The sequence below is a fragment of the Frankia sp. QA3 genome (assembly GCF_000262465.1).
GTDB lineage: Bacteria > Actinomycetota > Actinomycetes > Frankiales > Frankiaceae > Frankia.
Window position 1 is genome coordinate 3925781 of record NZ_CM001489.1, and the last position, 19846, is coordinate 3945626.

Below are 19846 nucleotides of genomic sequence, written 5' to 3' on the forward strand. Positions count from 1 at the left end.
CGGGGGTGACGCACGAGGCGATCCAGGCCGGCCTGCTTGTCCAGAGGGATTTTTCGGACACCAAAGCCTCCGGAGAAGCAGGAGAGCCTGTCCACAGGCCGGCGGGGCGCGGTCAGGCGATGAGGATCCCCGGGTTGAGGATGCCGGCGGGGTCGAGGGTGCGCTTCACCGCGCGCAGCACGTCGACACCGAGGTCGCCGATCTCGGCGCCGAGCCAGGGGCGGTGCTCGGTACCGACGGCGTGGTGATGGGTGATCGTGCCGCCCGCGGCGACGATCGCGTCGCCGGCCGCCGCCTTGGCCGCCCGCCAGCTCCCGATCGGGTCCGTACCCTGCGCGCACACGACGGTGAAGTAGAGCGAGGCCCCGGTCTCGTACAGGTGGGAGATATGGCACATCACCACCGGCGACAGGCCCGCCGAACCGAGCGAGCCGACCAGCGCGTCGCGCACGCCCGCGTAGAGCGCCGGCAGCGTGGCCCAGAATCCGGCGGTCTCCAGCGTCTCGGCGAAGATCCCCAGGTCGAGCAGGGCGTCGCGCAGGTAGGGCGCCCGGAAGCGGCCCCGCTCCCAGTCGGGGCCGGCCGCGGCGTCCAGCCGCCGGGCACCTCCGGCCAGCAGCACCTCCGCGACCTCGGCGGCGTGCCGCTCGACCGTCGGCCCGGACCCCTCGTACCCGGTGACGAGATGGCAGCCGCCCGGGGAGCCGTCCGGCGCGTCGGTCCCGGTCGCCGACGCCTGCCCGCCCGGGCGCGGCGGACGGGCGAGACCCCCGACGGTCTCGGTCTCGTCGGACAGGCGGCAGACGGTGGGCCGCAGGTCACGCGCGGCGAGGGTACGCAGCAGCCGCGTCCCGGTCGCGAAGTCCGGTACCGACCAGCCCTCGAAGATCCGCCGCGCCGGCAGCGGCCGGACCCGCGCCACCACCTGGGTGATCACGCCGAAGGCGCCTTCGGAACCGAGCAGCAGCTCGCGCAGGTCCGGCCCGGCCGCCGAAGCCGGGGCCCGGCCGAGTTCCCAGGAGCCGACCGGGGTCGCCACCCGCAGCCCGACGACCAGGTCGTCGAAGCGGCCGTAGCCCGAGGAGGCCTGGCCGCTGGACCGGGTGGCGGCGAAGCCACCGATGGTGGCGTACTCCCAGGACTGCGGGACGTGCCCGAGGGTCAGCCCGTGCTCGGCGAGCAGCGCCTCGGCTCGTGGGCCGCGCAGCCCGGCGCCGAGCTCGGCGGTGCCGGACTCCCGGTCCACCCGGCCCAACGCGTCCAGCCTGGCCAGGTCGAGGGCGACCACCGGCCGTTCGGCGGACCCGGCGGGTTCGAGGCCGCCGACGACGGAGGTGCCCCCGCCGAACGGCACGACGGTGATGCGCTCCCGGCTCGCCAGGCGCAGCACGGCGAGCACCTCGTCGTGGTCCGCGGGCAGCACGACCGCGTCGGGCGCGGCACGGGCGTCGCCGGCACGCAGGCGCAGCAGATCGGTCGTGGAACGCCCGCGGCAGTGGCGGATGCGGGCCTCGTCGTGCGTGTGGACGTGGCCCGAGCCGACGATCGTCGCCAGCGCGTCCCGCGCCGCCGCGGGCAGCCGGGCCGGTGGCAGGCGCACCTGCGCGAGCGGGACCGGCGTGGTGGGCCGCACGGGGATACCCAATCGGGCCAGCAGCGCGCGGGCCTCGTCGGGCAGCGGCTCGTGCTCCGACGCGAGCCCCCAGCCCCACCAGACGGGTTCGGTCGAGCCGATCCTGCGCACTTCGCCGGTGCTCGTCAACGCTACCTCGGTTCGCCTGCTCGATCCGACTCGCTGGACTTCGGCACGAGACAGTGTGACAGTCGACGTAACACTGTCACAAGACCTCGGCTCCACGATGACACAGCCGCGGCGGGTGCGCCCCCCGGCGGCGTCCGCGCCGCGATCGTGGCAGTCGAGCAGGAGGGCGGCCACACGATGCTCGACACCGACCGGCGCCCCGACACCTCGGACGCCTCCGACGCCTCCGCGGCCCCCGGCGGTCCCGTGCGTTGGTCCGGCGAGGACGCCGTCCTCGACGCGGCGAAGGCGTCGCTGCTCGCGGTCGGGGTCCGCCGCACCACGCTGACCGAGGTCGCCCGCCGCGCCGGGGTGAGCCGGATGACCCTCTACCGGCGCTGGCCGGACCTGCGCTCGCTGGTCGGCGACGTGATGACCCGGGAGTGGACGAGGGTGGTCACGGCCGCGGCGGACCTGACGCCCCCCGATCGGGCCGAGGGCGATCTGGATGACCTCATCGACCACATCATCGCCACCGTGGAGGCGTTCCGGACGAACCCGATCTACCTGCGGATCATCGAGACCGACCCGGAGCTGCTGCTGCCCTACCTGACCGAGCGGCGCGGCGCCACCCAACAGATGATCGTCGATCTGCTGGCCGGGCAGCTCGGCGCCGCCGCGCGGCACGGCACGGTGCGCGCGGTGGACCCGGCGGCACTGGCCGTCATGGTGCTGCTCGTCGTGCAGTCGTTCGTGCTGTCGGCGGGCGCCCTCGCCGGCCCGGTACCGGTCGCGACGCTGGCGGCCGAGCTGCGGCGCCTGCTGCACGGCTACCTCGCCCCGGACGCCGCCGATCCGTCGGCCGCGACCGCCGGCGGTCCGCCCCAGGGCGTAACGCCGTGACGGCCGCCGGCTGGCCGGCCCCGCCGGGGGACACCTCTGTCAACGCGCGGCGACGCGAACGGGAGCTGGCCGCCACCGCCGGCGGCGATCCCGTCGACGTGCTGGTGGTCGGCGGCGGCGTCACCGGCGCCGGGGTCGCCCTGGACGCGGCGTCGCGCGGCCTGTCGGTCGCGCTCGCGGAGGCGCACGACCTCGCCTTCGGCACCAGCCGGTGGAGCTCCAAGCTCGTCCACGGCGGACTGCGCTACCTCGCCGGCGGCGACGTCGCGGTGGCGTGGGAGAGCGCGGTGGAGCGCGACATCCTGATGCGGCGCACGGCGCCCCACCTCGTCCGGGCGCTGCCGATCGTGACGCCGCTGACGCCGCAGGTGCCGCGCTCGGCCGCCGCGCTGGTGCACACCGGGCTGCGGATCGGCGACCTGCTGCGCCGCGCCGCCGGCACCCCGCACACCGTGCTGCCGGGGCCGCGCCGGCTGACGGCGGTGGAGACCCTCGGCCTCGCCCCCGCGCTGCGCGAGACCGGGCTGCGCGGCGGGCTGGTGTACTGGGACGGCCAGCTCGTCGACGACGCGCGGCTCGTCGTCGCCCTGGCCCGCACCGCCGCCGGCTACGGCGCCCGGATCCTCACCCGGCTGCGGGTCGAGCACATCGACGGGCCCGCCGCGGCGGGCGGCGGCACGTCCGCGGCCGCCCGGCACCGCGGCGGCTTCGAGGTGACCGCCCGCGATCAGCGCACCGGGGACGAGGTGCGGGTGCGCGCCCGGACCGTCGTGAACGCCACCGGCGTCTGGGCGCCGGCCCTCACGCCCGGCATCCGGCTGCGGCCGAGCCGCGGCACGCACCTGGTGCTGAGCTCGGACGCCCTGGCGGGAGCCCGCGGGGCACTGTCGGTGCCGATGCCGGGTGAGCGTAACCGGTTCGCGCTGGTGCTCCCGCAGGGTGACGGCCGGGTCTACGTCGGGCTGACCGATGTTCCGGTCGACCGGATCACCGACGTCCCCGAACCCGACGAGAGCGAGATCGCCGAGCTCGTCGACGTCGTGTCGGCCGTGCTCGCCGCGCCGCTGGACCGCGCCGACCTGCTCGGCGCGTTCGCCGGGCTGCGTCCCCTCCTCCACAGCGCCCGCCCGGGGCGTACCGCGGACCTGTCCCGGCGCCATCTCGTCCGCACCGATCCGGGTGGCCTGGTCACCGTCGTCGGCGGGAAGCTCACGACCTACCGGCGGATGGCCGCCGACGCGGTGGACGCGGCGATCGCGGCCGGCGAGCTGCCCGCCGGCCCCTGCCGGACACGGCGGCTCGGGCTCGTCGGCGCCGCACCGCGGTCGGTACTCGCCGCGGTCGCCGCGCCGCGCCGCCTGGTCGAGCGGTACGGCACGGAGGCGCCGCGGGTGCTCGCGGTCGCCGGCGACGACCCCGGGCTGCTCGCGCCGGTTGTCGGCGGGGTTCCGGTCACGGGGGCGGAGCTGCTGTTCGCGGTGCGCCACGAGGGGGCGCTCGATCCGGCGGACCTGCTGGACCGGCGCTCGCGGATCGGCCTCGTCCCCGCCGAGCGTCGCGCGGCGCTCGCCGCCGCCACCCGCCTGTTCGACCACGCGGTGACGAGCTGACCGTCTCGCCGCCGCCCTCGGACCCACCGAGCCCCTCGCACCCACCAGGCCCCTCGCACCCACCAGGCCCCTCGGACCGGCCGGGCCCCTCGGACCGGCCGGGCCCCTCGGAACGGCCGGGCCCCTCGGAACGGCCGGAACCCTCGGACCGGCCGGAACCCTCGGACCGGCCGGAAGCGCCGGACCGCTCGGACCTGGCCGTCGCCTCATCGTCCGGCGCGGCGGGGCCGATGCCAGCCTCGGTGGTCGCGGACCAGTGCATCTCGACGCAGACGACGCCTTCGCCGATCGTCCCGCCGGCGCGGACGAGCCCCGAGCCGCCGGGGCCGAACTCGCCGGTCCGGCCGAAGTCGGCCAGGGTCGGCGCGGGGCGGACAGGTCGTCCCGGCCTCGCCGGCCCTTCGACCGCCCCCTGCGCCGGCAGGGCGGACGGGGCGGGGGCACGGCGCGCCGGATAGGTGAGGTAGATGCTCGCCTGCGCGGCGCCGAGGTAGCCGGTGAGCATGACCGGCCCCTGGCGGACGGCGGCCAGCACCGCCGAGACCCGGGCGAGGAACTCCCGGTGCACCGGTTCGGGCAGCACGGACAGGTCGCCGTCCGTCTGGGCGGTGACGGCGATGCCCCGGGCCTCGGCCTGCTCGATCGGCCCGACCAGGTCGCGCAGCGTGTCGGCGCCGGCCCCGGTGAGGTCCCGGCGCAGCGCCCGGGCCCGCGCCGTGCACAGGGCACGCACCTCCGGCCGGCTCGGATCGCTCCGACCGGCGGCGATGTCGCGCAGCAGCGGCAGGAACCGCGCGTCCAGCTCGGCGAGCCGCCGGCGCCGGTCCCGGCGGACGGTGCGGTCCAGTACCCGCCGGCTGGTCAGGTCGGCCTCCAGGTCGTCGGCCCACGCCCGCTCCTGCGCGCTGGCCCGCAGGACCGGCCCGAACATCGTGACCAGGACCTGCATGATCCACTGCGCGTATACCGCGGCGGCCAGCCGGGCCAGCACGAGCGGGTCGTCTCCGCCGCCGAGTCCGACGACGATCGCAACCATGGCCACGGTCGCGAAGCCGGCGGCGGCGTAGCGTTCCCGGTGCGGCCGGGACAGCACCGCCAGCGCCACCAGCAGCGGGTTGATCATGGTGGTGCCCCAGCTCACGACCAGCTCGCCGGGCGGCTCGACCGTGTTGACCGCGCCGGCGACCGCCGAGGCGACGGCCGCCAGCAGCACGCCGACCGACTCGCGGCGACGCAGCGGCCGGCGGGCGACGACGCGGGCCGTCAGCCCGATGACCACGGCCGTCACCAGCCAGATCCCCAGGCCGGCCGGGGTCGACCGGGCCTCGTCGCGATGGACGACGACCGGGATGAACGCGGCGAGCCAGCCCACGACCACCGCGAGGGCGAACGCCCGGCGGGCCGCCGCGGCGAACTGCTCCTCCAGCCGGTCGGCGCAGGCCGGCTCGGCGGCGACCGGCGGGGGCAGCTCCCACCTCAGCGTGATCCGGGTGCCCTGCCCGGGTTCGGACCAGATGTCGGCGGAGCCGCCCACGGCCTTCATCCGGGCGGACACCGAGTGCCGCAGTCCGAGGCGACGGCTGTCGGCGGCCAGCTCCGCCGGCCGGAACCCGCGTCCCCGGTCGATGACGGACACCTCCAGCCGGCCGGGGCCGACCTGCGCGAGAACCCGGGCGTCGCCGGTGCCGGCGTGGGATCGGACGTTGCGCAGCGCCTCGCCCATCGCGGCGGCGACGGCGGCGCCGACCTCGTCGGGCACCCACTCGCACGCCGGCTCCGGCCCGTCCTCCGGCGTCTCGGTGGCCAGATCGACCCGCAGGCCGGCGCCGCGCGCGCTCCCGACGGCCTGGTCGATGCGTTCGGTGAGGGTGGGACCCGCGTCCGGCCGGCTGGCCAGGTGCTCCTCGACGGCGTGCACACTCTCGGCGCACTGCCGGCGCAGGTCGGCGACCGGCTGGTCCTCGCTCATGCCCAGGCCGGTGAGTGTGTTGAGGATCGTGTCGTGCAGGAGCCGCTCCTGCTCGCGGGAGTCCTGCTCGCGCCCCTCGGCGACAATCTGCCGGCGCCGCCGGGCGGTCGCGTCGCGGTGCTGGCGGTCGGCCTCGACCGCGACCCGGCGCAGCCGCCCGGCGGCGTGATGCAGCAGACCGCCGACGACGAGGAGGATCGCCGTCGAGGCGAACACCTGAGGCCGGTGGCGGGCGGCGCCGGCGAGCTGGGCGGCCATCAGCACCGCCGTGGCGACGGCGAAGCGCCGCGACGGCAGGGCGAACGCCGCCGCCACCACGGCGGTGAGCAGGCCGACGAAGGCGAACGAGGCGGGATCCCCCCGCGACGGGTCAGGCGTCAGCCAGCCCGTGGCCAGCGCGACGAGGGCCGCCACGGCCACGTCGGCGACCGCCATGGCCCGGCGCGGGCGGCGGCGCAGGTGCACGACGAACAGCACTCCCCACGCCAGCACGACGACCGGGCCGGCCAGCGCCGCCGGGTGCGCGCGGTACCAGTCGGCCCAGGCGGCGACGAAGACCAGCAGGTAGCCCAACTGGGCGACCCGCAGCCGGACGGTGCACCGAACCATCACCGTTGACAACGCCTGCACCGAGCGTCCGTTCATGTCGCATAAGTCTGAACGATATGGCCGCCGCCCCCCGCGCATGGGGCGGGTATCCCGCACGTGGTAGTCCGGGCCGGGCCGGACTACGGGAATCCCATAATTCCCAGCCTTTCGCGGAGAATCCCGTCCGGGAAGCGCCGCTCATCCCACGGTGTCGACGGTGAGCCGCGCGACCTGCTCCAGGTGCTGGCGGGTGTCCCCGAAGGCGGCGACGAGGCGTTTCGCGCGCTTGTAGAAGAAATGGGTGTCGTGCTCCCAGGTATAGCCGATCCCGCCGTGGTACTGGATCATCGCGGCGGTGGCGTCGCCGGCGGCCTGATTCGCCTTGCTCTTCGCCACGGCGACGGCGAGGTCGGTGTCCGGCCGGCCCTCGTCGAGGGCGTGCGCCGCGTACAGCACGGCATGCTCGGCCATGGTCACGGCGACGTGCAGGTCGGCGAGGTGGTGGGCCAGCGCCTGGAACGACCCGACCGGACGGCCGAACTGGACCCGGGCGGTGTCGTAGGCGACGGTCCGGGTCAGCGCCGCCCGGGCGACGCCGACGAGGTCCGCGGCGGCCAGCACGGCGCCGCGGCGCAGCAGGTCCGCCAGCGCCGCGGCGCCCGAGCCCGGCAGGCGGGCGGCCGGTGCCCCGGTCAACGTCAACGCGGCGAGCCGGGTGGTCCCGTCGATGCTCGCCTGCCGTTCGATCCGCACGCCGGCCCCCCCACGTTCCAGCAGGTACAGACCCACGCCGCCCTCGCCACGGCCGGCACCGGCACCGGCACCGGCGGGCGCGTCCGGCTCGGTGGCCGCGACCACGATGACGTCGGCCACGTGGGCGTACTCGACGCCGGAGACGACGCCGTCGAGCCGGCCCGCGGCGTCGGCGCGCACGGCGATCCCGCCGCGGCCGAGGCGCCCACCCGGGCCGCGCAGCGCCACGGTGGCGACGAGCTCGCCCGCACCGAGCGGCCCGAGCACGGCCGCGGCCTGCTCCGGCGTGCCGGCCCGCCCGACGGCCGCACCGGCGAGCACGGTCACCGCCCATGGCCCGGGGATCACCCCGGCGCCGAACTCCCGCGCGATCACCTGGGCGTCGAGCAGACCGAGGCCGAGGCCGCCGTGGTCCTGCGGCACGCACACCGACAGCCAGCCCTGCTCCCCGATCGCCCGCCACAGGTCGGCGGGATGGCCGTCGCCCCGTTCGTCGTCGACGACCGCCCGCACCGCCCGCAGGTCGAAGCGGTCGGCGAGGAAGGCGCGGACGGTCTCGGCGAGGGCACGCTGCTCGTCGGTGAGGGCGAAGTACACGGGCGCGGTTCTCCTGAGGGCCGGGCGGGGCGAGCAGCGACGCGGGACGGGGCGATGCAGGGCGAGGCGGGGAGAGGCGAGGCGGGGAGGGGCGAGGCGGGGAGGGGAGGGGCGAGGCGGGGAGGGGCGACACCGATCGGAGGGACGCCGGGCGGCAGCCTACGACCCGCGGGGCAGGCCCAGCACGCGTTCGGCGACGATCGTGCGCTGCACCTGCGATGATCCGCCCCAGATCGTGACCGAACGGGTCCAGAAGCTCTCCTGGCGCAGTGCGGTCAGGTCGAGGTCCGCGGTGGGCCGCAGCAGGGCGACGTCGGCGCCGAGCAGCTCGTCGAACGTCTCGAACAGGCCCTGGTAGGCCTGCGACCACTGCAGCTTCGTCACCGACGACGCCGCCCCCAGGTCGCGGCCCTGCTCCACCTCGGTGAGCACGTGCATCGCCTGGTAGCGCAGGCACTCCAGCTCGACCCGGCGCCGGGCGAGCTCCTGGCGCAGCACCGGGTCGCCGTCACGGCCCAGCGCCCGGGCGACCCGCACGATCTCGTCGTAGGCCTGCCGGTAGGCGGTGTACTGGCTGATCCCGGCCGCACCGCGCTCGAAGGACAGCAGCAGCATCGCCGTCGCCCAGCCGTTGCCGATCCCGCCCAGGCACTGCGACGCCGGCACCCGCACGTCGGTGAGGAAGACCTCGCCGAACTCGCTGACCCCGCTCATCTGCCGGATCGGGCGCACCTCCACCCCGGGGGCGTGCATGTCGATGAGCAACAGCGACAGGCCACGGTGGCGGCTGCTGCCGGGTTCCGTGCGGACCATCGTGAAGATCCGGTCGCCGCGGCCGGCGAACGTGGTCCACACCTTCTGGCCGTTGACGACGAACTCGTCTCCGTCGAGCACCCCGTGGGTGCGCAGGGCGGCGAGGTCGGAACCCGCGCCCGGCTCCGAGAAGCCCTGGCACCAGATCACCTCGTTGCGCAGCATCGGCCCGATGATCTCGGCCTTCTGCTCCGGGGTGCCCACGGCCATGACGGTCGGGGCGAGGAAGACCAGGCCGAGGCTGTTCACCGAGCGGGGGGCACGGGCGCGCACCAGCTCGGAGTCGTGGATCGCCCGCATCGCCGGGGTGCCGCCGCGACCGCCGTACTCGACCGGCCAGTCGATCCCGGCGAACCCGGCCAGCGCCTTGCGCCGCTCCCAGTCCCGGCGCAGGTCGAATGCCTCGTCCTCGCCGACGGTGGCCCAGAAGCCGGGTTCCGTCCAGGCCGCGGGAATGTTCGCGGCGAGCCAGGCGCGCAGCTCGTCGCGGAACTCCTCCGCCTGCGGGGGGTAGCTCAGATCCACGTGGTCTAACCCATCTTGTCGGCGTGTGCCCGCCACGGGAGCCGGGCTCAGTCCAGACCGTAGTACTCGATAACCGCGTGGTGCGCCGGTCGCCGGTCGCAGACCCCGGCGACGCCTCGGCGCCCCCCGCCGGACGCCCGCCGTTCACCCGCGCACAGGCGCCGGTCACCGCCAGCCGGCACGATGGGGATGCGGTCGCCGCGGCACCGCCCGGACCCGCCCGCATGAAGCCGGGACCCGCCTGCCTGAAGGAGGACAGCCGCATGACGCCGACCAGGCTCGCAGCGCCGACCGCGGGCCTCGATCCCGCCCGCCGCGCCGAGGCGCTGCGCCGGATGCGCACCGAGGTGATGGACGTCGCCGTGATCGGCGGCGGGGTGACCGGCGCAGGAGTCGCGCTGGACGCCGCCACCCGCGGACTGTCGGTGGCCCTCGTCGAGGCCCGCGACCTCGCCGCCGGCACCTCCAGCCGCTCCAGCAAGCTGATCCACGGAGGGCTGCGCTACCTCGAACAGCTCAACGCCCCGCTGGTCCGCGAGGCCCTGCGGGAACGTTCCCTCATGCTGGACACCCTCGCCCCGCACCTCGTCCACAGCGTCCCGTTCCTGCTGCCGCTGACCCACCACGGCTGGGAACGCGCCTACATCGGCAGCGGTGTGCTGCTGTACGACACCCTCGGCCAGGGCCTGGCCCGCATCGCGCCGGGCGGCGACGGGACCATGCCCCACCACCGGCACCTGAGCCGCAAGGCGGCGCTGCGGGTCTTCCCGTCCCTGCGCTCCGACGCCCTCGTCGGCGCCATCCAGTACTGGGATGGCCAGGTCGACGACGCCCGGCACACCCTGTTCGTGGCGCGGACCGCGGTGCGCTACGGGGCGCTCGTCGCGACGAGCGCGCGGGTCACCGGCCTGCTGCGGGAGGGCGAGCGGGTCGCCGGCGTCACGGTGCTCGACCTGGAGTCCGGCGAGGAGATCGCGCTGCGCGCCCGGCAGACCATCAACGCGGCCGGGGTGTGGACCGACGAGATCCAGTCGATGGTGGGTGGGCGGGGACGGCTGTCCGTCCGGGCCTCGAAGGGGGTGCACATCGTCGTTCCCCGCGACCGCATCCACGGCGAGACGGGGCTGATCCTGCGTACCGAGAAGAGCGTGCTTTTCGTCATCCCCTGGGGCGGTCACTGGATCATCGGCACCACCGACACCGACTGGAACCTCGACCTCGCCCACCCGGCCGCGAGCAGCGCCGACATCGACTACCTGCTCACCACCGTCAACCGGGTGCTGCGCACCCCGCTGACCGCGGACGACATCACCGGCGTGTACGCGGGCCTGCGGCCGCTGCTGGCCGGCGAGTCCGAGGACACCTCGCAGCTCTCCCGCGAGCACGCCGTCGTCACCCCCGTGCCGGGCCTGACGATGGTCGCCGGCGGCAAGTACACGACCTACCGGGTGATGGCCGCCGACGCCGTCGACGCGGCGGTGGGTGGGATGAACCGGGCGGTGCCGGCCTCGTGCACCGAGAAGATCCCGCTGCTCGGGGCGGACGGCTTCCCCGCCCTGTGGAACGCCCGGGAGACCCTCGCCCGCCGGGCCGGGCTGCACGTCGGCTGGATCGAACACCTGCTGCACCGCTACGGCACCCTCGCCGAGGAGGTGCTGGAGCTCGCCGCGTCCCGCGCGGAGCTCGCCCGGCCGCTGCCCGGAGCGTCGACCTACCTGGCAGCCGAGGCGGTCTACGCGGCCACCCATGAGGGGGCGCTGCACCTGGAGGACGTGCTGACCCGCCGGACCCGCATCTCCATCGAGACCGCCGACCGCGGCGTCGAGGCGGCCCGCCACGTCGCCGAGCTCATCGCCCCCACGCTCGGCTGGGACGCCGCCGCCCGTGACCGTGAGGTCGAGCACTACCTGGCCCGGGTACAGGCCGAACGGGCCTCGCAGCGGCAGGCCGACGACGCCACCGCGGACGCGGCCCGGCTCGGCGCACCCGACGTGCGCCGCCTGGGCCGCACCGAACGCCGCGCCCCCGCACCGACCGCCGGCTGAGCCGTCCCACGGCGGAACCCGGGCAATGCAACGGCCCGGGTTTTAGTAGGCCGGCGCGCGGAACGACGCCTGCATGGCTACCATTCTCTGGATCATCGCGGCGATCTTCGTCATCGCGGGAATTGTCACGATCGTCCGTGGGGGTCTCATCTACGGCATCGTGCTCATCGTCGTCGGGCTGCTCATCGGGCCGGGTGGTGTTTCGGTGTTCAGTTGACGGGCGCATTCCAGCCGGCCGAAAGCGGTATCAAAAACCGTATTCCTCCAGCAGGCGGAGCCACACCTCGCTCACCGTCGGAAACGAGGGCACCGCGTGCCACAGCCGCTCGACCGGCACCGCGCCGACGATCGCGACCGTCGCCGCGTGCACCATCTCCTGGGTGTCCGGGCCGGTGAACGTCGCGCCCACCAGGACCCGCCGGGACTCGTCGACGACGATCTTCGAGGTACCGGTGATTCCCTCACCACGCACCGACGCCCCCGCCACCCCGCCGGTCGCGACGCTGACCGCCCGCACCGCCAGACCCGCCTCCCGCGCGGCCCGCTCGGTCAACCCGACCGCGCTGACCTGGGGATCGGTGAAGGTCACCCGCGGGATGGCGACGTTGTCCGCCACGTCGCGGGCGGGCTCGCCGGCGGCGTCCCGGCGGCCGGTGATGACGTCGGCGACGATCCGCGCCTGGTACTTGCCCATGTGGGTGAGCAGGGCGCGGCCGCAGACGTCGCCGACCGCGTACAGCCATCCACCGCTCACCCCGACCGCCAGGAAACGGTCGTCGACCTCGATGAACCGGCCGGGCGACAAGCCGACGCCCGCCAGGCCCAGGTCCCCGGTCGCCGGGGTGCGCCCGACCGCCACCAGGATCTCGTCGGCGACGACGGTGCCGCCGGCGGAGTCCGACCCCGCCGCCCCGGCCTGGGTGCCCGCCACGCCGGCGAGGGTGACGGTCACCGGGCCGCGCGGCGCCTCGGGGCCGGGGCGGCTTCGACGCACCTCCACGGCCCGGGTGCCGAGGCGCACCGCGATGCCGTCCGCCTCGAACGCCGCCCGCACCTGCTCCCCGGCGAACTCCTCCTCCCGGGCGAGCAGCCGGGGCGAGCCCTCGACGAGGGTGACCTCCGCGCTGCCGAGCCGGCGGAACGCCTGGGCGAGCTCAGCGCCGACGGCGCCGCCGCCGAGCACCACGAGCCGGCGCGGCACCGAGCGGGCGGCGGTCGCCGAACGGTTGTCCCAGGGCTCGGCGTCGGCGAGCCCCGGGATCGGCGGGACCGTCGCCCGGCTGCCGGTGGCCACCACCACCGCCCGCGACGCGGTCAGCACCCGGCGGTCGCCGTCGGCGGCGGTCACCTCGACCTGCCGCGGCCGCCCGGTCAGCCGGCCGGTCCCGCGGACGAGCGTCACGCCCTTGTCGGTCAGCCACGGCACCTGGGAATCGTCCGAAAAGCCGCCGACCAGCCGGTCGCGCCGGGCGAACACCGCCGCGGCGTCCAGCGCGCCGGTGACCGCCGCCGCGGCGCCGGGCACCCGCCGCGCCGCGGCCAGCACCTCCCCCGGCCGGATGAGGGTCTTGCTCGGGATGCAGCCCCAGTAGCTGCACTCGCCGCCGACGAGCTCCCGTTCGACGACGGTCACGGCGAGCCCCGCGTCGGCGCACCGGCCGGCGACGTTCTCCCCGGCGGGTCCCGCACCGAGCACGATCACATCCACCTGCGCGTCCTGGTCCACGCCCGCGCCTCCCTACCGGCCCCGCCGGGTCATCGCCGCAGGGCCGGCCGGGCGGCCGTAAGGGACCCGCTATCCCGTCGACCCCGAACCGTCACCTGGCCCCGGCAGCATGGCCGGGGACGGCCCGGTCGTACCGTACGCGCGGACACGGTGACGAGAAGCACCCGGCCCGAACGGACGGCGCGCCGCCCGTGACCGGGAGGCGCGGGGTGTCAAGGGAACAATGGCGTCGGGAGCGCGAAGCAGGGCCCGGTGCGCGGCGCAGCCGCCCCGCATCGGGCCGCCGTGACGAAACGAGCGGGGAGACAAGATGCAGCTCGGGATGGTCGGCCTCGGCCGGATGGGCGCCAACCTGGTGCGCCGGCTGATCCGCGACGGCCACGAGTGCGTGGTCTACGACGTGAACGCCGAGGCCATCAAGGCCCTGGAGGCCGAGGGCGCCACGGGGGCGCGGACGCTCGCCGAGTTCGCCGCGGCCCTGCGTCCCCCGCGGACCGCCTGGATCATGGTGCCGGCCGGGTTGACCGGGCAGACCGTCGACGCGGTCGCCGAGCACTTCGCGCCGGGCGACATCATCATCGACGGCGGCAACTCGTACTACCGGGACGACATCCGCAAGGCGAAGGAACTCGCCGCCAAAGGCATCCACTACGTCGACGTCGGCACCTCCGGTGGCGTGTTCGGCCTGGAGCGCGGCTACTGCCTGATGATCGGCGGCGAGCCGGAGGTCGTCGCCCGGCTGGAGCCGCTGTTCGAGACGATCGCCCCCGGCGTCGGCTCGATCCCCCGCACGCCCGGCCGCGACGGCGAGCCGGTTCAGGCCGAGAGGGGTTACCTGTACTGCGGGCCGAACGGCGCCGGACACTTCGTCAAGATGGTCCACAACGGCATCGAGTACGGCATGATGGCCGCCTTCGCCGAGGGGCTCGCCATCCTCGACAAGGCGAACATCGGCCGCGAGGCCCTGGAGCACAACGCCGAGACGGCCCCGCTGGGCGACCCGGAGTTCTACCAGTACGACTTCGACACCGCCGCGATCGCCGAGGTCTGGCGGCGGGGCAGCGTCGTCAGCTCCTGGCTGCTCGATCTCACCGCCGCCGCGTTGCAGGAGGATCCCGAACTCGCCGAGTTCAGCGGCCGGGTCTCCGACTCGGGTGAGGGCCGCTGGACGGTGCTCGCCGCGGTGGAGGAGGGTGTGCCCGCGCATGTGCTGACCGCCTCCCTGTACGAGCGGTTCAGCTCCCGCGGCGAGAGCCTGTTCGCGGACAAGCTGCTCTCGGCGATGCGCAAGCAGTTCGGCGGCCACGCGGAGCAGAAGCACGCCCCGAAGCCGGCCGGCTGAGCCCGTCGGCGGGGACAGATCAGGTGTCGGCGGCGAGATCAGGTGTCGGCGGCGAGGTCGGAGACGTCACCCATGACGATCATGGGATGGGCGGTGGGCTTCAGCCAGCGCAGGATGGACGTCAGCGCGTCCTGCTCGACGGCGACGCAGCCCCGGGTCGGCGCCTCGTGATCGACGTGCAGCCAGATGTCCCCGCCGACCTGGTCGCCCAGCGGCCGGGTCGGGTCTGACGGGGGACGCCCAGGCAGTCTGTTGTAGTCGATGGCGACGACGTAGTTGAACGCGTCAGCCATCGGCTGCCCCTGAGGCGCCGCCGTCCGGTAGAACGCCGGCCGGTACTCGTAGGGTAGGCCGGTGCCCGGGTCGGCCAGCCGGCCGCCGGCCGCCGTCAGGCTGAACACCCCGATCGGGCTGCGCAGGTCGCCCTCATGGTGGGTGAAGGTCCACCCGTTGGCGCCGTTGCGTCCGGTCAGCGGGGCACCGAACGGCTCCCAGGGGGCGTCCGGGTTGGCGCGCTGCCACAGCGTCACGTTGTTGGTGTTCGCGTCCCGGTCGGCGCCGCTCGCCACGATCACCTGGAGCGCGTCCCTGGGGATCTTCGCCGACATGACCGCGCCGATGCCGGGGACGGCGCCACGGTCCCCGGCCGCGCCGTCCGTGCCGTCGGCCCGATTCGGCCGCAGCGGCTCCGTGCCTGCCGCCGCCGGTGCGGCCGACGACCCGGAAGCGTCGGCGGCCGCCGACGCCGGCGGCCTGGGGTCCCGATCCGAGCCAGGACCGCTGAAGTGGACGGCGCCCGCGGCGCCCACGACCAGAGTCACACCGGCGGCCGCGACGCCGACGGCGACCGACCGGCCCCGCGCGGAGCCCGCGCGTGCCCGGATCCGGTGAGGTCTGCTGCGGTGATCGGCCATGTCTCCGGCTTCCGGAACGACGCCGCGGGCGGGGCGGCGTCGCGCTGTCGAGTGCCGACGCTCCCGGCGGCGACCGCGCCCGCGCCACCGGGGTGCGACCACGGCGCACCGGTCACGACGATACGGATCGCCTCCTGCTCTTCCACGGGGTACCCCAGTGGACTGCCCACGCCATCCAGCCACAACACGCGAACGCTGGGTGACATCCGGGAATGCCACCCGGGACGGATCCGCATCATCCGCCCACTCTCCCCTCCGGCTCGTCACCTGACATGCCCCGAACCAGCTCGAAACGCGCACACCCGACAAGAACAGCGCAATGATGAATACAATCCGGAACGATCACCACGCAGAGGGCGATAGATTGCCACCTCGGATCTGCCGATCGGCAGCCCGCCGGCAGGCCGGTGGTTACCAGGGCCCAAAGGGGGGTGTATGCCCGGGTGTCGTGCGCTGACCAGTGTGGTGACGTGGACCGGCAGGTCGCCCGGATCACCACGCGGGCGGGTGAGCAGGGCATTCCGGTCGGTCGGGTCGTGACCGAGGTCGGTTCGGCCCTGAACGGCCACCGACGGGCGTTGCCCGCGTTGCTCCATGACCCGCAGGTCGCGACGATCGTCGTCGAGCACCGTGATCGGTTCGCCCGGTTCGGTGCCGAGTACATCGAAGCCGCTCTCGCCGCGTCCGGCCGGCGGTTGCTGGACGTGCCGGGGTCGGCAGGCCGCCGTGGCGCCGTGAACAGGGCCCGCCGCCCTCACGCGAACGACGAGGGTCGGATCACGCCCGACCGGGTTAGGCCCGTCGCCGGGACCGGCGCTCCCAGGCCGCCGCCCGAGCACCCCCGCCACCGCCCCGGCCCCCACCGATCCGGCCCGTCACCGCTCGGGCCCCCACCGAATCAGGCCCGACGACCGTGCTCGACGGCTTCCAGTTCCACCGCATCCTGGCCACCCCGCGGCGCCCGGAAGGGACCGACCGTCCCGACCCCGTCCCGCCCGCGCTGTTCGCCGCGCTCGTCGGGGCGCACGCCGAGCTGACCTCGCTCGACGCCGGTCCGGCCGCGCCGGGCGTCGCCGTCGCCTGGCTGCGCGGTCCGGGCGAGTCGCACATCCGCTTCCTCGCCGGTGGCCGGCCCTACTTTCCCCCGGGTACCATCCCCGCGGCTGCCCCACCACCCCCGGCCTTCCCACCGGGCCCGGCCTTCCCACCGGGCCGGGTGTTCCCGCCGGACCGGACCTTCCCAGCGGCTGTTGAGATCCCGGCGTCGCAGGCCGGCGGGTGGCCGGGTCCCGAGGGCGCGGGGCTGCCGGCGCTCCCGCCGTTTCCCGGGCCGCCCCGCCCGAGTCCCCCCCGGCCCGCGCCGGCGCCGCTGGCGGCCAGGCCGGCCCCGCTGCTCTACCCGCCCGGGTCGACGGCGGTGGCCCTGGCGCCCGGCGCCGTCCTCGACGACCTCGCCCGTTTCCCGTACTGGCTGCGCTGCGGCGGAACCCCGGACGCCCTGTGGGCGCCTTCCCCGGGCGGGGAGAGCGGCGTCCAACCCCCGACGGGCGCGCGACGCGGCTCGTTCGACGACTACGCCGCCCACCTCGTCGGCCCGTTCGCCTGGCTGGTGCTGGCCTGGCCGGTGCCGCCGCACCGCCTCGCCGAGGAACGCGACGCCCTCGCCCGGACCATCCCCGCGCTGCGCCTGCGCGAGCACGACCAGGACGCCCGGCTCGACCTGGAGCGGGCCGAGCACCGCCATCGGGAGCTCGGGCGGGCCGCGGCGAGCGGGATGTGGGACGTCGAGATCCTCGTCGGCGGGGCCAGCAGGGCCGGCGCGTTCTCCCTGGCGGCGCTGCTGTGCAGCTCCAGCGACCTCGACGAACTGCCCTACACGCTGCGCCCGCTGGGCCCCGCGACGTCGTTCGCCGGCGCCTGGGCGCCGCGCCCGGCGGGTCCCGCGGATGGGGCCGAGCGTAGCCCGTTCCGGGCCGGCGCCGAGCTGCTCGCCGCGCTGGCCCGCCCGCCCGGCCGGGAACTTCCGGGCATCACGCTCGTCACCCCGCACACCTTCGACGTGACGCCGGAGAGCCCGGACGGCGGCGGGCCCGCGGACCCGCGCGGCGCGCCCGGGGCGGTGCGGCTCGGCGACGTCCTCGACGCCGGCTGGTCGCCGGCCGGCACGCTCGCCGTCCCGCGGTCCACGCTGAACCGGCATGCGTTCGTCTGCGGCGCCACCGGCTCCGGGAAGTCGCAGACCGTGCGGTCCCTGCTGGAGTCGCTGGCCCGCGCCCCGGCGCCGGTGCCGTGGCTGGTCCTGGAGCCGGCGAAGGCGGAGTACGCGCGGATGGCCGGCCGGCTGGCCGATCTCGCCGGACCGGTGGAGCGCGGCGGCACGGGGGGACACGGCGGCACGGGGGGACACGACGGCACGGGGGGACACGGCGGCACGGGGGGACACGACGGCACGGGGGGACACGACGGCACGGGGGGCGTCGGGCACGCCGTGCGGCCCGGCGAGGTGCTCGTCATCCGGCCGGGCCGGCTCGACGCCGCGCCGGCGTCGCTGAACCCGCTGGAGCCGGAGGCCGGCTTCCCGTTGCAGAGCCACCTCGACCTGGTCCGCGCGCTGTTCCTCGCAGCCTTCGAGGCGCACGAGCCGTTCCCCCAGGTCCTCGCCCGCGCGCTCACCGTCTGCTACCGGGACCTGGGCTGGAACCTGGTACTCGACCGGCCCGAGCCACCGCACCGGCCGCGATTCCGCGTCAGCGGGCCGGACGCGGATCCGCCGGTCGAGGCGCGCCGGCGCTACCCGACCCTCGGTGACCTGCAGCGAACCGCGGCCAGGGTGGTGGAGAACATCGGCTACGGGGCGGAGGTCACCGCCGACGTCCGCGGGTTCGTCGACGTGCGCATCGGCAGCCTGCGGGAGGGCAGCCCCGGGCGGTTCTTCGAGGGCGGCCACCCCATCGACATCGGCGCGCTGCTGACCCGCAACGTCGTCATCGAGCTCGAGGACATCACCAGCGACCAGGACAAGGCGTTCCTGCTCGGGGCGGTTCTCATCCGCATCGTCGAGCATCTGCGGGTTCGGTTCGGGGCCGCGGGCGCCGGCGGGCTGCGTCACGTCCTCGTCGTCGAGGAGGCGCACCGGCTGCTCAAGAACGTCACCGACGGGCCGGCGGCGGCCGCGGTCGAGTTGTTCGCCTCCCTGCTCGCCGAGATCCGCGCCTACGGCGAGGGCCTCGTCGTCGTGGAGCAGATCCCGGCGAAGATCCTGCCTGACGTCATCAAGAACACCGCCCTGAAGGTGATGCACCGGCTGCCGGCCGCGGACGACCGGGAGGCCGTCGGCGCCACGATGAACCTGCGCCCGGAGCAGTCCGAGGCCGTCGTGGCGCTGCCGGCCGGCGTGGCCGCCGTCAGCGTGGACGGCATGGACCGCCCGGTGCTGGCCCGGATGGTCGCCGGCGACGCCCGGGAGACGCCGCACCTCGCCCGCTACGACCGGGTCCCGCTGGCCGGCCGACGCAGCCTGCGCTGCGGCGCCGCGTGCGCCGTCGGGCGGGCCTGCACCCTGGAGGAGACGGAGACCGCCGCCCTCGCCGCCCAGGATCCCCGGCTGGTGCTGTGGGTCGAGGCGGTCGCGGCCCACCAGGTGATGGGTTTCGCCCACGTGCTGGGCCTCGCGCCGTTCGCCCCCGCGCCGGCGCTGCGGGCGATGCTGGCCGCGCAGCCGCCGCGGCGGCTCGACTGCCTGCTCGCCCACGCCACCGACCGGGCCACCGATGCCCGCGCCCGGCTGCTGCGCCCGTCCGTCGATCCGGACGAGTTCGCCGCCGCGCTGCGCGCCACGCTGCGCCGGCTGCTGGTCCCGGCGCCCACCGACGCGCGGTTGGACTCCCGGCGGTTCACCGCGGGCGTCTACCGCTGGCAGGACGTCCGGCTGGCCCTCGGCGAGGCCGTCCGCCGGCAGGGCCCGGACGCGGGCCCCCACCCGCTCACCTCGTCCTGGCACGATCGCGGCCTGGCCGTCGCCGGCGGCACGGTCGGCGAGCAGCTCGCCTGGCTGCGCGCCAGCCCGGTCTACGCCGGCGGCGAGGATCAGGTCAGCGTCGGCGACGTGACGGCGAGCGGGCTGGTCGACGCGGTGCGGGAGCTCGTCGGCGGGACGGATGCCGGGGCCGTCGCGATCGCGCTGGAGCGCGCCTGCGCCGGCCCGGGTCTGGCGGACCTGGTCGACCAGATCGCCAACCTCGTCGAGACGGGCGCGGGCGGCCCGCTGGCCGGGCCCGAGACGCCGATCTCACCGGCCGCGGCCGGCCGGTGAGATCGGCG

11 protein-coding genes and 2 pseudogenes are annotated in these 19846 nt (G+C 75.7%); 7 read left to right on the plus strand and 6 right to left on the minus strand.

What is annotated here, in order from left to right; all coding sequences use genetic code 11:
• Positions 1-112: 112 nt before the first annotated feature.
• Positions 113-1762 (minus strand): FAD-binding oxidoreductase, encoded by a 1650-nt coding sequence (locus FRAQA3DRAFT_RS16085; protein ID WP_009740093.1) that lies wholly within the window; start codon positions 1760-1762, stop codon positions 113-115.
• A gap of 177 nt (positions 1763-1939) precedes the next feature.
• On the opposite strand from FRAQA3DRAFT_RS16085, the gene FRAQA3DRAFT_RS16090 reads away from it, so the two are divergent.
• Positions 1940-2644, plus strand: a complete 705-nt coding sequence (locus tag FRAQA3DRAFT_RS16090) for a TetR/AcrR family transcriptional regulator (RefSeq protein ID WP_009740094.1) — start codon at positions 1940-1942, stop codon at positions 2642-2644.
• Positions 2641-4254, plus strand: coding sequence for a glycerol-3-phosphate dehydrogenase/oxidase (locus FRAQA3DRAFT_RS16095; protein WP_009740095.1), 1614 nt, complete (start codon positions 2641-2643; stop codon positions 4252-4254). Before FRAQA3DRAFT_RS16090 ends, FRAQA3DRAFT_RS16095 begins: the two co-directional genes overlap by 4 nt.
• Positions 4255-5776: 1522 nt before the next feature.
• On the opposite strand, the pseudogene FRAQA3DRAFT_RS38780 reads toward FRAQA3DRAFT_RS16095, so the two are convergent.
• The 3 genes and pseudogenes from FRAQA3DRAFT_RS38780 to FRAQA3DRAFT_RS16105 form a co-directional block, all read right to left on the minus strand.
• Positions 5777-6910 (minus strand): annotated as a pseudogene (locus tag FRAQA3DRAFT_RS38780) (ATP-binding protein); the annotation flags it as partial.
• A 99-nt stretch (positions 6911-7009) separates the two neighbouring features.
• Positions 7010-8161, minus strand: coding sequence for an acyl-CoA dehydrogenase family protein (locus FRAQA3DRAFT_RS16100; protein WP_009740097.1), 1152 nt, complete (start codon positions 8159-8161; stop codon positions 7010-7012).
• Between the two features lie 159 nt (positions 8162-8320).
• Positions 8321-9499, minus strand: coding sequence for an acyl-CoA dehydrogenase family protein (locus FRAQA3DRAFT_RS16105; RefSeq protein ID WP_035921051.1), 1179 nt, complete (start codon positions 9497-9499; stop codon positions 8321-8323).
• Between the two features lie 263 nt (positions 9500-9762).
• On the opposite strand from FRAQA3DRAFT_RS16105, the gene FRAQA3DRAFT_RS16110 reads away from it, so the two are divergent.
• Entirely contained in the window at positions 9763-11544 is a 1782-nt protein-coding gene (locus FRAQA3DRAFT_RS16110) for a glycerol-3-phosphate dehydrogenase/oxidase (RefSeq protein WP_009740099.1), read from the plus strand.
• A gap of 73 nt (positions 11545-11617) precedes the next feature.
• Entirely contained in the window at positions 11618-11761 is a 144-nt protein-coding gene (locus FRAQA3DRAFT_RS36110; RefSeq protein ID WP_009740100.1) for a GPGG-motif small membrane protein, read from the plus strand.
• 30 nt (positions 11762-11791) lie between these two features.
• Here FRAQA3DRAFT_RS36110 and FRAQA3DRAFT_RS16115 read toward each other — a convergent pair whose 3' ends face one another.
• Positions 11792-13270, minus strand: coding sequence for an NAD(P)/FAD-dependent oxidoreductase (locus tag FRAQA3DRAFT_RS16115; RefSeq protein ID WP_009740101.1), 1479 nt, complete (start codon positions 13268-13270; stop codon positions 11792-11794).
• Between the two features lie 310 nt (positions 13271-13580).
• On the opposite strand from FRAQA3DRAFT_RS16115, the gene gnd reads away from it, so the two are divergent.
• Entirely contained in the window at positions 13581-14612 is a 1032-nt protein-coding gene (gene gnd, locus FRAQA3DRAFT_RS16120; RefSeq protein WP_009740102.1) for a phosphogluconate dehydrogenase (NAD(+)-dependent, decarboxylating), read from the plus strand.
• 38 nt (positions 14613-14650) lie between these two features.
• Here the strand turns inward: gnd and FRAQA3DRAFT_RS16125 are convergent, their stop codons facing one another.
• Positions 14651-15433: a hypothetical protein gene (locus tag FRAQA3DRAFT_RS16125; RefSeq protein WP_009740103.1), complete on the minus strand. Its 783-nt coding sequence runs from the start codon at positions 15431-15433 to the stop codon at positions 14651-14653.
• Between the two features lie 497 nt (positions 15434-15930).
• Between FRAQA3DRAFT_RS16125 and FRAQA3DRAFT_RS16130 the strand changes: the two are divergent.
• Positions 15931-16233: pseudogene (locus FRAQA3DRAFT_RS16130) on the plus strand (recombinase family protein); the annotation flags it as partial.
• Positions 16234-16439: 206 nt separating this feature from the next.
• Positions 16440-19838 carry a helicase HerA domain-containing protein gene (locus FRAQA3DRAFT_RS37335; RefSeq protein ID WP_009740105.1) on the plus strand — a complete coding sequence of 1133 codons (3399 nt, stop codon included), beginning with the start codon at positions 16440-16442 and terminating at the stop codon, positions 19836-19838.
• Positions 19839-19846: the final 8 nt, after the last annotated feature.